The organism is Sulfuricella sp. (assembly GCA_041651995.1).
Classification (GTDB): domain Bacteria; phylum Pseudomonadota; class Gammaproteobacteria; order Burkholderiales; family Sulfuricellaceae; genus Sulfurimicrobium.
This window is the reverse complement of sequence record JBAZID010000012.1, coordinates 22,104-34,670: the sequence shown is the minus strand read 5'-3', so window position 1 is coordinate 34,670 and position 12,567 is coordinate 22,104. Positions and strand designations below refer to the sequence as shown.

Annotated in this window: 10 protein-coding genes; 7 read left to right on the top strand and 3 right to left on the bottom strand. The window is 57.7% G+C overall.

The genetic code is table 11. From position 1 onward, the window contains the following. Positions 1 to 33 precede the first annotated feature (33 nt). The 7 genes from WC392_12845 to WC392_12815 all read left to right on the top strand — a co-directional run bounded on the left by WC392_12845 (position 34) and on the right by WC392_12815 (position 7,399). The gene (locus tag WC392_12845) at positions 34 to 978 is read left to right on the top strand and encodes a chemotaxis protein (GenBank protein ID MFA5243250.1); all 945 of its coding nucleotides are present in this window, start codon (positions 34 to 36) and stop codon (positions 976 to 978) included. A gap of 19 nt (positions 979 to 997) precedes the next feature. Beyond that, positions 998 to 1,936 (top strand): chemotaxis protein, encoded by a 939-nt coding sequence (locus tag WC392_12840; GenBank protein ID MFA5243249.1) that lies wholly within the window; start codon positions 998 to 1,000, stop codon positions 1,934 to 1,936. Positions 1,937 to 2,012: 76 nt separating this feature from the next. Then, entirely contained in the window at positions 2,013 to 2,405 is a 393-nt protein-coding gene (gene cheY / locus WC392_12835) for a chemotaxis response regulator CheY (GenBank protein MFA5243248.1), read from the top strand. Positions 2,406 to 2,653: 248 nt separating this feature from the next. Further along, complete coding sequence (cheZ, locus tag WC392_12830; protein ID MFA5243247.1) at positions 2,654 to 3,295, top strand: protein phosphatase CheZ; 642 nt, start codon at positions 2,654 to 2,656, stop codon at positions 3,293 to 3,295. A 46-nt stretch (positions 3,296 to 3,341) separates the two neighbouring features. After that, positions 3,342 to 5,189 (top strand): chemotaxis protein CheA, encoded by a 1,848-nt coding sequence (locus WC392_12825; protein MFA5243246.1) that lies wholly within the window; start codon positions 3,342 to 3,344, stop codon positions 5,187 to 5,189. 14 nt (positions 5,190 to 5,203) lie between these two features. Beyond that, on the top strand, positions 5,204 to 6,421 hold the full coding sequence (locus WC392_12820) for an EAL domain-containing protein (protein ID MFA5243245.1): 1,218 nt from the start codon (positions 5,204 to 5,206) through the stop codon (positions 6,419 to 6,421). Positions 6,422 to 6,526: 105 nt separating this feature from the next. After that, positions 6,527 to 7,399, top strand: coding sequence for an alpha/beta hydrolase (locus WC392_12815; GenBank protein MFA5243244.1), 873 nt, complete (start codon positions 6,527 to 6,529; stop codon positions 7,397 to 7,399). On the opposite strand, the gene zapE is transcribed toward WC392_12815, so the two are convergent. From zapE to WC392_12800, 3 genes are read right to left on the bottom strand one after another with little or no spacing between them, the layout of a single operon-like run. Beyond that, on the bottom strand, positions 7,387 to 8,490 hold the full coding sequence (gene zapE, locus WC392_12810) for a cell division protein ZapE (GenBank protein ID MFA5243243.1): 1,104 nt from the start codon (positions 8,488 to 8,490) through the stop codon (positions 7,387 to 7,389). The two genes, WC392_12815 and zapE, sit on opposite strands and share 13 nt — an antisense overlap. Before the next feature lie 8 nt (positions 8,491 to 8,498). Continuing rightward, positions 8,499 to 9,659 (bottom strand): 2-oxoglutarate dehydrogenase complex dihydrolipoyllysine-residue succinyltransferase, encoded by a 1,161-nt coding sequence (odhB, locus tag WC392_12805; GenBank protein ID MFA5243242.1) that lies wholly within the window; start codon positions 9,657 to 9,659, stop codon positions 8,499 to 8,501. Between the two features lie 2 nt (positions 9,660 to 9,661). Then, the gene (locus WC392_12800) at positions 9,662 to 12,517 is read right to left on the bottom strand and encodes a 2-oxoglutarate dehydrogenase E1 component (GenBank protein MFA5243241.1); all 2,856 of its coding nucleotides are present in this window, start codon (positions 12,515 to 12,517) and stop codon (positions 9,662 to 9,664) included. Positions 12,518 to 12,567 lie beyond the last annotated feature (50 nt).

Here is a 12,567-nt window from a genome sequence, read left to right as displayed (position 1 = left end):
CGAAGCGGCAATACACCGGAGTCTAAATTCAAGATGTCAGAACTGTTAAAACGGATTGATGCCCGCACCAAGCTCGCTGGCACCAACAAGCTGGAAATCCTGCTCTTCACACTGGGCGTGGATCAGAATAGCGGACGCAAGGAAACCTTCGGCATCAATGTATTCAAGGTGCGCGAAGTGATGCGGGTACCGGAAATCACACGCGCCCCCGACATGCCCCCCACGGTGGAAGGAATGGTCAGCCTGCGCGGCTCTCTTGTTCCTGTGGTGGATCTGATCAAGTACGCCGGCATCGTGACCAACACCAAGCCGGACATCATGATCGTCACCGAATACAACGCCCGCACTCAGGGCTTTCTGGTGGAGAGCGTGGACACCATCCTGCGCCTCGACTGGTCTGAAATCAAAGTGCCGCCTGAAATGCTGGTGGCACAGATGGGTGGCCTGGTTACTGCCGTCACCCAACTACAGGATGGCCGCCTGGTCATGCTCATGGACGTTGAAAAGATCCTTGCTGAAACAACGCACTACAATGAACATGAAATTATCTTCTCCAGCCTGACACCACTGGAAGAGGAACGCACCATATTCTTCACCGATGACTCCCCGGTCGCGCGCAAGCAGATTGAACGCACCCTGGAGGCGATGAACATCCATTATCGCAGCGCCACCAACGGCAAACAGGCCTGGGAAGAGCTGCAACAGATCGCCGCGCGCGCCGATGCCGCCAAGTTGCCGGTCAATCACTACATCCAGCTGGTGTTGACCGACGTGGAAATGCCGGAAATGGATGGCTATTTTCTAACCAAGAACATCAAAAGCGACCCCCGCTTTGCCGGCATCCCGGTCATCATGCATTCCTCACTAAGCGGAGCATCGAATCAGGAACTGGGCCGCTCCGTGGGGGTGGACGAGTATGTCTCGAAATTCGAGCCCGCCAAGCTATCTGAAATCCTTACCCGCCGCTTAATGGGCTGACTTTTCCAGGACCGACATCATGACGACCCATGCCAATGCCGCGCTGATCGAATCGGTAGATGCCCGAACCAAGCTGGCCGGCTCCAACAAGATGGAGATTCTCCTGTTCACGCTGGGGACGGGAGAGTGTTTCGGCATCAACGTATTCAAGGTGCGCGAGGTATCGCAAACCCCCTTCATCACTAAAACGCCCCACATGCCGAACGGTGTGCTTGGAGTCATCTCGCTGCGCGGCAATATCATCCCGGTGCTTTCACTGGTAGATTTCATGCAGCTCGACAATGTGCCGGAAGCAACTGGCCAGACCATGATTGTCACCGAATACAGCAAACATACTCAGGGTTTTCTGGTACATGAAGTAGACCGCATCGTTCGGGTCGACTGGGAAAAAATCAAGCCGCCACAATCCGGACTGGCAGGCGCAGAAGATCTGATCACGGCCATCACTGAACTGGAAGATGGGCGGCTGGTATCGATTCTCGATGTGGAGCAGATCCTGGTCAACGCACTGGGCATGGAGGCGATTCCCGATTTAGCCCCGGTCGAGATGTCAGCCGAACAATACCTGTTCTTCGTGGACGACTCCGCCATCGCGCGCAAGGAGATCATGATGACACTCGACAAGCTATCCGTTCCCTATCAGCAAGCCAGCAACGGCCACGAGGCCTGGGAAAAACTGCAGAACCTCGCGGCACGAGCTCAGCATGATGGCATTCCGGTCAGCAATCTGATCAGCGTGATCCTGACTGATGCCGAAATGCCGGAAATGGATGGCTATGTACTCACCAAAAGAATCAAGAGTGATCGCCGTTTCGAAGGAATTCCGGTGGTCATGCATTCTTCCCTGTCTTCGGATGCCAACCGCAGCATGGGTAAAGCGGTGGGTGTGGATGCCTATGTCGCAAAATTTGACCCGACGGTCCTGGCCGAGACGCTGCGACCGTTGCTGATGAGATAGCTGGTCAGCAGTCAGCAGTCAGCAGTCAGCAGAGATTTTACTGATAGCTGATAGCCAATAATCTGGAGTAGGTTTAATGGTAGACAAGAATCTGAAATTTTTGGTCGTGGATGACTTCTCGACAATGCGTCGAATTGTGCGCAATTTGCTAAAAGAACTGGGCTTTACCAACGTCGATGAGGCTGAAGATGGCGTGGTGGCACTCAGCAAACTTAAAGGCAGCAATTTCGAATTTGTCGTGAGCGACTGGAACATGCCCAACATGACAGGCATCGAATTACTCCGTGCAATACGTGCGGATGCCACGCTCAAGCATTTACCGGTAATGATGGTAACCGCCGAAGCCAAGAAGGAAAACATCATCGAAGCAGCCCAGGCGGGTGCCAGCGGTTATATTGTGAAGCCATTCACGGCTGCCACACTGGAAGAAAAGCTTAACAAGGTGTTCGAAAAAATGGCTGCCAAATAAGTCTCACCGGAGCCATTCACAGGATTGACGCATTTCCGGAAGCAGCGCCATGGGCACTGCGAAAACCAAATAAAACACCTGAAAAAATACAGGCAATAAATGGGAGGTGACGAGTGAGCAACACGCCACAGAACACTGGTGACTCAGACGATCTGGAAGCTCTGTTTGACAGTATCGTAATGGCAAGCCAAAGCACTGAACCGGTCGCAGAAGCAAAATCACAGGAAACTTCAAGCACTGATATTCAGATGCCGGCCGTTAGCGATAGCAGCGGCGATGCCTGCAGTGAAAAGGTTTTTTCCTCGCTGGGTCACATGACGCGCAAGCTGCACGATACGCTGCGCGAACTGGGCTATGACAAGTCGCTTGAAAAGGTGGCGGAGGGCCTGATTCCTGACGCGCGCGACCGCCTCAATTACATTGCCGCGATGACGGAGCAGGCGGCGGAACGCGCGCTATCTGCCACAGAAGTCGCCCAGCCGCTACAGGAAAAACTTGAAGCCGGTGCAACCGCACTGTCAGGAAAATGGGACAAAATGTTCAGCAACCAGCTGAGCGTGGATGAATTCAAGCAACTGGTGTCAGACACCCGCGTCTACCTGCACCAGGTGCCAACCCACACACAGGCCACCAATGCCCAGTTGATGGAAATCATGATGGCGCAGGACTTTCAGGACCTGACTGGTCAGGTCATCAAGAAAGTCATTGAGCTGGCGCAACAGGTGGAAACACAATTGCTACAGCTGCTGATCGACAGCACACCGGCAAACAAGCGCAACGAAGTCGATACAGGCCTGCTGAACGGGCCGGTCATCAATGCCGATGGCCGTACCGATATCGTTACCAACCAGCAGCAGGTAGACGACCTGCTCGAGAGCCTGGGGTTCTGAGCCTGCGCTCGAACCAGGGCATCAATAAAGAATTACGGGAGAAACCATGAGTCATTTCGCTGGAATGGAGGAACTGCTTCAGGATTTCCTCATGGAAGCAGGCGAGCTTCTGTCCGATGTGGATAACAAGCTGGTGGAACTGGAGAAACGTCCGGGAGACAAATCCCTGCTCAATGACATTTTTCGCGGCTTCCACACGATCAAGGGCGGGGCGGGTTTTCTCAATGTCAACGAACTGGTGGAACTGTGCCATCGCACCGAAAATCTGTTCGACAAGCTACGCACCGCCGAGCTCTCCCTGACGCCCGACATCATGGACGTCATCATGGCTGCCACAGGCGTGGTACGCGACATGTTTGGCCATCTTGGGCAGGCCCAGGTACCGCCTCCTGCGGAAAAACATCTGCTCGACGCGCTGGATGCCGTCATCGCCGGCGGCCATGCATCATTGCATGCAGCACAGTCCCAGCCCGAGACTGCATCGGCTGTTGCCGTGCCCGCCAGCACGAGTGAAAGCCCGGACTGGGAGGGTGTTTACCACACCCTGCTCGGGAGCGAAGCCCCCGCCGCCCAGCATGCGCCATCTGTTGCTGCTCTGGTTAAAGCACATCCCGCACCGCATCCAGAGATTCTTCCCGCTGCCGCCCCCCCAAGGGCAGCAGCGCCCCAGGCCAGCGTGGCAACGGTGAAAGAAGCCACCATCCGCGTCGACACCACGCGCCTGGATCAGGTACTGACCTATACCGGCGAAATTGGCCTGACCAAAAACCGCCTGACCAGCTTGCGCGCAGACATACTCGCCGGCAAACAGGATGCCAACACGCTGAAAGCGCTGGATGAAGCTGTCAGCCAGCTGGATCTGCTGGTGGGCGATCTGCAAAGTGCGGTAATGAAAACCCGGATGCAGCCGATCGGCCGCCTGTTCCAGAAATACCCTCGGCTGGCACGCGATCTGGCACGGCAGCTTGGCAAGGATGTGGAATTGCTGCTGTCCGGCGAAGACACCGAGATCGACAAGACCATGATCGAAGATCTCAACGATCCGCTGGTGCATCTGGTTCGCAATGCGGTGGACCATGGCGTGGACAGCCCGGAGGAACGCGCCGCTGCCGGCAAACCGATGAAAAGCGTGGTGCGCCTGACCGCGGCACAGGTGGGCGACCACATTATCATTGAAATCGCCGATGACGGGCGGGGCATGCGCCCAGACACCATCCGTCACAAGGCAGTGGAAAAAGGCCTGATCGACCTGGATATGGCAAACAGCCTGGATGACAGGCAAAGTTTGCAACTCATTTTCCTGCCGGGATTTTCCACCAAGGATCTGATTTCAGACGTATCTGGCCGCGGTGTCGGCATGGACGTGGTGAAGACCAATATTGGCAAGCTCAATGGCCGTATCGAAATCTCCTCCACGGTTGGCGCAGGCACAACCATCACCATCTCACTGCCGCTGACCTTGGCGATTCTGCCGGTATTGCTGGTACGAGTCTGCGACCAGCCCTTTGCCGTGCCACTCTCCATGGTCAGGGAAATCACCCCGATTGACGCGAAAGCCGTGAAACAGGTCTCCGGACGCGCCACCATGGTCGTACGCGATGAAGTCATGCCGGTACGTTCGCTGGCAAGCATGATAGGCTGGCCGGAAAATGGCGCGCCTGCTTTTGGCGTGCTGATGCAAAGCACCGACACCACCTTCGTGCTCGCAATCGACAGTTTTATTGGCCGGGATGACGTGGTGATCAAGCCCCTGCTTGACATCAAGCCCAAGGGCATTGCTGGCGCCACCCTTTCAGGAGATGGATCCGTGGTCCTGGTGCTGGACATGGAAGAACTGCTGCGCATGAACCCAGACACCACGCGTGCTTCTCTTTTCACCCAGACAGCCCACTAGATACGGGTCAATACATGCAAAATCAGGCATTTATCGGCCGCCAGCCGATCGTTGATCTTCAGCAAAAAATCGTAGGCTATGAATTGTTGTTCCGCCACAGCGCGGACGCTTCCGAGGCCCAGATAACGAGCGATCTTGAAGCCGGAAGCAAGGTGCTGCTCAACACTTTCAGCAACATGGATGCCAACTGGCTGCTGGGCGACAAGCTGGCTTTCATCAATATTGCCACGCCCATGCTTGAAAGCGATTTTCTCGAACTGCTCCCCGCCAAACGGGTAGTCCTGGAGCTGCTCAAAACCGTGGAAGCCACACCGGAACTGATTGCGCGCATCCAGGGCCTGCGCCACATGGGTTTCCGTTTTGCCCTGGACGATTTCGATCATCGCCCGAGCAACGCCGACCTGCTGCCTCTAGCCGACTATATCAAGGTGAATATCCGGGAACTCGGCCTGGACAAAACCGCAACGCTGGTGCGCAGCCTCAAGAACTGCAATGCCCGGTTGATTGCGGAAAAAGTGGAAACCCGCACCGAATTCAAGTTCTGCAAGGAGCTGGGATTCCATTACTTCCAGGGCTACTACTTCGCCCACCCGGAAACCCTGTCCGCCAAAATCATCAACCCTGCGCATGCAACTGTTCTCACCCTGCTGAACAAGGTGCGAAACAATGAGGATGTAAAGGATATCGAGACTGGCTTCAAGGCAGACGTGGCGCTCTCGTTTAAGCTCCTGCGCTATATCAACTCGGTTGGATTCGGCCTCTCCTGCGAGATTCAATCGATCCGCCATGCGCTTGCCATCCTTGGTTACAAGCAGCTTTACCGCTGGCTGACTCTGCTGCTGGCCACCGCCGGCAATGATTCAACCCCGCCCGCGCTGATGAAAACCGCCATCACCCGTGGCCGCCTCACCGAACTGCTGGGCCAGGATTACCTGGAAAAAAGCGAGCGCGACAACCTGTTCATTGTGGGGATTTTCTCGCTCCTCGATGCCATGCTCGAAATGCCCATGAATGAAATCATGGAAAAGCTTTACCTGCCCGAAGCCATTTGTGACGCCCTGCTGACAAAACAGGGCATGTACGGGCCATTTCTCGCGCTCACCATTGCTTGTGAAGACGCCGATCCGGGCAAGATTGAAGCGATCGCCGCTTCCATGGCAATGGAGCCGGAAAAGATCAACAAGGCCCATCTGGACGCACTCGCCTGGGTGGAGCAACTCGGCATCGGTTAGTTGCGGAATGGGTAATGAGTGATGAGTGATGAGTAATTATCTCGCCGTTTCCAGTTCCCCCCTCAGCCCCTCAGCCCCTCAGCCCTCACCCCTCACCCATTGGCCATGACCACCCTTCTCACACCCGACTGCGAAGGGTACTTCAATCTCCCCCGGCAAGCGGTTTACTATCGGCTCTACCGCTGTAGCGCACTAACCGAACGCCGCCTGCTGCTCTTGCATGGCGGCGGCGTGGACGGCCAGATCACCTGGGAACCCATCCTCAAGCACCTGTTGCACTGGTCGGAAATCCTCGTGCCGGACCTGCGCGGCACGGGCAAGACCCATTTCCCGGATCATCAGGAACATTCATTCAGCACCAGCGACGTGGTAGCCGACATGACTGCATTGCTCGATTCACTGGGCTGGAACAGCTTCGACCTTGGCGGCTACTCCTATGGCGGCCTGATAGCCATGCAACTCAAGGCGGCCCGCCCCGCTGCCGTGGGAAAAACCTATCTGCTCGAACCCGGCCTGCTGAGCGGCGCGGATGAACAGGCCTTACTCTCCCGACGCGAAGTTCTGCTGCAAGCAGCCCGGAAGTTGCGCATTGACGAGGAACTGGAGCCTGGCCTGCAAATTTTCCTCGATGCCATTTCTCCCGGCCGCAGCCGGAACTCGCGCAATGAAGAAATTGTGCGCACCCGCCTGGCCCACCGCCCAAAGGGGCTGGCGGCCATTCTCGAAGCGGTGGTCAACGCGGCGAAAACACTCGATCGGACACAATTGATCGCCGCCCAGCAAGAAGTCAGCAGTTTCGTCGGGGAACGCTCAAGTGGGGAAATCTTCAACTTCTGCCGGCAAATCGCCAACGAGCGAGCCGGCTGGACCTGCCACCTGATTTCCGGTGCCGACCACGCCCTGCCGTTCCAGAAACCGGAAGCCATCGCGCAAATCATGAATACCGGCCAGATGGCAATCCACGCTCAGGCCGAATGACAAGGCTGTGCCAGATAGGCATGAGACTGCATCTCGGCCAGGCGGCTCAGGACACGCTCAAACTCACCGTCGAGCAGCCCTTCCTGGCCAAGCTGTGCCAGCGGGACGGCGCTGGACAGAATCAGCTTCACCCGGCAATCGTAAAATTCATCCACCAGCCACAGGAAGCGCCGCACCTGCGCGAGCGAATGCGGGTCGAACTGCGGCACCCCGGACAGCAACACGGTATGGAAATGTTTGGCCAGTTCGATGTAATCGGCCTTGCTGCGCGGGCCGGCACATAATTCTCCGAAATCGAACCACGCCACACCCTCGGCCTGACGCCTGACCCGGATGGCCCGGCCCGAAACCTGCAAGCTGACGTTTTCAGCGTACTCGCCACCCGTCAGCTTACGGAAAATATTCTCCATTGCCCGATCTGTCTTTTCATCCAGCGGAGCATGGTAGACGCCGGCCTGTTCCAGGCCACGAAGGCGGTAATCTTCCCCGCCATTGAGGTGCACCACCTCCATGTGCTTCATGATCAGGGCGATGGCCGGCAGAAACTGGCCTCTTTGCAGGCCGTTGCGGTACAACTTGTCCGGTTCCGCATTTGAAGTCACCACCACGACCACACCCTGATCGAACAATCCTTGCAGCAAGCCGCGCATCAGCATGGCATCGGCGATATCGGTGATATGGAACTCATCCAGGCAAAGCAGGCGGACATGGTGTGACATTTCCCGCGCCACCCTGGACAAAGGGTCCGCCTGCCCTTTCATGGCAGCAAGACGCGCATGCACATCCTGCATGAAGTGGTGAAAATGAACGCGCCGCTTGTGCGCCAGCGGCACGCAGGCAAAGAAGGCGTCCATCACAAAACTCTTGCCGCGCCCAACCGCGCCCCACAGATAGACGCCACGCACGAGGCATCGTGGCCGGACCAAATGGCGCAACAGGCCAGCCTGCTGGAGCAGACGCGGATGCAACAACTCATCACGAAGCCGCTGTAGTTTGCCAACAGCGGCAAGCTGCGCAGGGTCCAGGGTCAGACTGCGGGCATTCACCCGTAACCCAAGACAGGTGGCAAACTCGCCAGCGGAAACGTTCAAATGTGCTTTCAAATTTCCAGCAGCAGCCGCGCCGGGTCTTCCAGTGCTTCCTTGATCGCCACCAGGAACAGCACAGCCTCGCGCCCATCGACAATACGGTGATCGTAGGATAGCGCCAGATACATCATGGGGCGGATCACCACCTGGCCATTTTCCGCAACCGGCCGGTCGTAGGTCTTGTGCATGCCGAGGATGGCACTCTGCGGTGGATTGAGGATGGGCGTGGACATCATTGAGCCGAACACGCCCCCGTTGGAAATCGAAAAAGTGCCACCGCTAAGCTCTTCGATAGTCAGCTTTCCATCGTGAGCGCGACTGCCAAATTCGACAATCTGCTTCTCGATCCCGGCAAAAGACAGCTGGTCCGCATCGCGCACCACCGGCACCACCAGGCCGCGCGGCGAACCCACCGCAATGCCGATATCGAAATAGCCGTGGTAAACGATATCGCTACCGTCGATGGAGGCATTCACCACCGGGAATTTCTTCAGCGCCGCCACTGCGGCCTTGACGAAAAAGGACATGAAACCCAGTTTGATGCCATGCTTCTTCTCGAATTTCTCCTTGTAACGGCCGCGTAGTTCCATCACCGGTTGCATGTTGACTTCGTTGAAGGTGGTGAGAATGGCGGCCGTTTGCTGCGCCTCTACCAGCCTTTCCGCCACCCGTGCGCGCAGGCGGGTCATGGGCACGCGCTGCGCCGGGCGTTCTCCGCTCATTGCCGGCGCTGCGATTTGCGCCGACGTACTGGCGGATGACGGCTGAGCTGGTTTTTCGAGTTGCGCCAGCACATCCTCCCGGGTTACCCGCCCGCCGCGACCACTGCCAGAGAGCTGCGCGGGGTCCAGATCATGCTCCGCCGCGAGCTTGCGCAGCGAAGGGCTCAAGGCAGGCTCGACCACGGTAGCTTTGACCGGAGCGGCCACCCTGGCTTCGCTATCGATCAGCGCCAGAACTTCGCCGGGGCGCACCACCTCGCCATTCTGCTTCAATATCCTGCTCAACACCCCAGCCTGCGGCGCGGGCAACTCCAGCACCACCTTGTCGGTTTCGAGGTCGATCAGGTTTTCGCCCTGGGCCACTGCTTCGCCTTCTTTTTTGAGCCAGTTCAGAAGCGTTCCCTCGGAGACGGATTCAGATAGCGCGGGCACTTTGAGTTCGATCATCATGTTCAATCTCCATTTTTCCAGGACAGGTCCAGCGCGGCATCCACCAGCGCCTTCTGCTGTACCACATGTTCTTCATAATGCCCGACGGCGGGTGAAGCGGAAGACCGGCGGCTCGAATAAGTCAGCACCTGGCCAGGTTTCATGTGCTTGCGCAAATAGTGTTCGATGGAATACCACGCTCCCTGATTTTTTGCCTCCTCCTGCACCCACATGATTTCCAGAGCCGTGTCATAGCGTTGCATTTCCCGGGCGAATTCCTCATGGGGAAAGGGATAAAGCTGGGCGATCCGGATGATGGCGATATCGCGGATGCCTCGCTCGCGCCGCGCAGCCAGCAGGTCGTAGTAAACCTTGCCGCAACAGGCCAGGACGCGCTTCACGCCGGCTGGCGGAATATCGTCCTGCTCCGGCACCAGCGGCTGAAATGAAGCATGCGCCAAATCATCCAGCGTGGAGAACGAGTCCTTGTTGCGCAGCATGCTCTTCGGACTCATGATAATGAGCGGCTTGCGGTAGGGGCGCAGCATCTGGCGGCGCAGCAGGTGGAACATCTGCGCCGGCGTGGAAGGCACGCACACCTGAATATTGTATTCCGCGCACAGTTGCAGATAGCGCTCGAGACGTGCGGAGGAGTGCTCGGGCCCCTGCCCCTCGTAGCCGTGCGGCAGCATCATCACCAGCCCGCACATGCGCCCCCATTTGGTCTCGCCTGCGCAGATGAACTGGTCGATCACGACCTGGGCGCCATTGGCGAAATCCCCAAACTGAGCCTCCCAGATCACCAATTCGTTGGGTTCCGCGGTGGAATAGCCATATTCGAAGCCAAGCACGGCTTCCTCCGAGAGCACCGAATCGATCACCAGGAAATGCGGCTGATTCTCCGCAATGTGTTGCAAGGGAAGATATTCGCCGGTGTTCCATTGCTCGCGGTTCTGATCGTGCAGCACGGCATGGCGGTGGAAAAAGGTGCCCCGCCCGCTATCCTGCCCGGAAATCCGGATGCCGTAGCCATTCTCCAGCAGACTGCCGTAGGCCAGATTTTCCGCCATGCCCCAATCGACCGGCAGCTTGCCCTCGCCCATCAGGCGGCGGTCGGCAAGAATCTTCTCCACCCGGGGATGGAGCGCGAAATACTCCGGCACCGTGGTCAGCTTTTCAGCCAGACGCTGCAGGTTCTCCAGCGGGACCGAGGTGTCGGCGGGGTGGTTCCAGTTGGCGCTGGCAAATACTTTCCAGTCGGTGGCGAAAGCGCGCTTGAAATTGCTCAGCACCGGCTTGCAGCGGAGCTGATTGCCCGCATCGATGGTGGCGCGATGATCCGTGATCATCTTCGCGGCCTCTTCCTCCGTCACCACCCCTTCCGCTGCCAGGCGCGTGGCATAGAGCTGGCGCGTGCCCGGGTGTCTGGCGACCTTCTTGTACATCAGCGGCTGGGTCACCGCTGGCTCATCCTGCTCGTTGTGCCCCAAACGGCGCAGGCACACCATGTCGATCACCACATCCTTCTTGAAAGTCATGCGGAAATCGACGGCAATCTGCGCGGCCAGCAGCACCGCTTCGGGGTCGTCGCCATTGACGTGGAACACCGGCGCTTCGACCATCTTGACCACGTCGGTGCAATGCAGGCTGGAACGGGTATCACGCGAGTCCGAGGTGGTGAAGCCAATCTGGTTGTTGACCACGACATGCACCGTACCGCCGGTGCTGAAACCGCGCGTCTGCGACATGTTGAGGGTTTCCATCACCACACCCTGGCCCGCGAGGGCGGAATCGCCATGGATCAGGATGGGAATGACCTGTTCGCCGAGACGGTCGTTGCGGCGGTGCTGGCGCGCGCGCACCGAGCCTTCCACCACCGGATTGATGATTTCCAGATGCGAGGGATTGAAGGCCAGGGTGACATGCACCGGCCCGCCCGAGGTCGAGACATCGGATGAAAAGCCCTGGTGGTACTTCACGTCACCGGTGGTGATGTGATCATCATGGCTGTGAATGCCCTCGAACTCATTAAACAGGTCGCGCGGCATTTTCCCGATGATATTGACCAGCACGTTGAGACGGCCTCGATGCGCCATGCCGAGCACCACTTCCTGCACTCCGCTGGCACCCGACAGTTCGACCAGATGGTCGAGCAGGGGAATCAGGCTTTCCCCCCCCTCAAGAGAAAAACGCTTCTGCCCGACAAAGCGGGTATGGAGATATTTTTCCAGCGTCTCCGCTGCCGTGATGCGGCCCAGGATATGTTTCTTCTGCGCCGGGGAAAAACTCGGGCGCGAGCGGCGTCCCTCGATCTGGGCCTGCAACCAGCGTTTCTGGGCAGGATCGTTGATATACATGTATTCGGCAGCAAACGTGCCGCAATAGGTTTCCTGCAGCATGGTCAGGATCTGTGCCAGCGTGGCCCGCCCCATCCCGACCAGGGAACCGGCGTCGAACCCGGTCGCCAGATCGGTTTCGCAGAGGCCGTAGTGAGCCAGTTCCAGCTCAGGCACATGGGGGCGTTCGAAACGTTTGAGAGGATCGACATTGGCATGGCGCATACCGAGGAAACGGTAGGCGTTGATGAGCTGCAATACCTTGACCTGCTTGTGCGCCTGCTCGGCAAAAGAGCTGCAAATCAAGGCAGGATTAGCTACGGCCGGAAGCAATGCGCGCTGCAGCATGGCCTCCCGCACCGGGGCATGGGCGATATCCCGTTCGCCAGCGCCTTCGCTCAGTTGCAGACAATCAAAATAGTGGCGCCATTCCGCACCAACGCTTTCCGGGTTGTCCAGCCAGGATTCGTACAGGCCCTCGATAAATTCGGCATTGCCTCCGTAGAGGCAGGAGTTGTCGAGGAAGCTCTGCATGGCGGTCATGTGCTACATCTCCTCATTATCGTGAGGGGTGAGAAGGTGAGAGGTGAGGC

Coding starts and splice junctions, on each gene's coding strand:
- cheY (MFA5243248.1), top strand. CDS start 2,013: ATGGTAGACAAGAATCTGAAATTTTTGGTCGTGGATGACTTCTCGACA.
- WC392_12800 (MFA5243241.1), bottom strand. CDS start 12,517: ATGACCGCCATGCAGAGCTTCCTCGACAACTCCTGCCTCTACGGAGGC.
- WC392_12845 (MFA5243250.1), top strand. CDS start 34: ATGTCAGAACTGTTAAAACGGATTGATGCCCGCACCAAGCTCGCTGGC.
- WC392_12825 (MFA5243246.1), top strand. CDS start 3,342: ATGAGTCATTTCGCTGGAATGGAGGAACTGCTTCAGGATTTCCTCATG.
- WC392_12820 (MFA5243245.1), top strand. CDS start 5,204: ATGCAAAATCAGGCATTTATCGGCCGCCAGCCGATCGTTGATCTTCAG.
- WC392_12815 (MFA5243244.1), top strand. CDS start 6,527: ATGACCACCCTTCTCACACCCGACTGCGAAGGGTACTTCAATCTCCCC.
- WC392_12840 (MFA5243249.1), top strand. CDS start 998: ATGACGACCCATGCCAATGCCGCGCTGATCGAATCGGTAGATGCCCGA.
- cheZ (MFA5243247.1), top strand. CDS start 2,654: ATGCCGGCCGTTAGCGATAGCAGCGGCGATGCCTGCAGTGAAAAGGTT.
- odhB (MFA5243242.1), bottom strand. CDS start 9,659: ATGATGATCGAACTCAAAGTGCCCGCGCTATCTGAATCCGTCTCCGAG.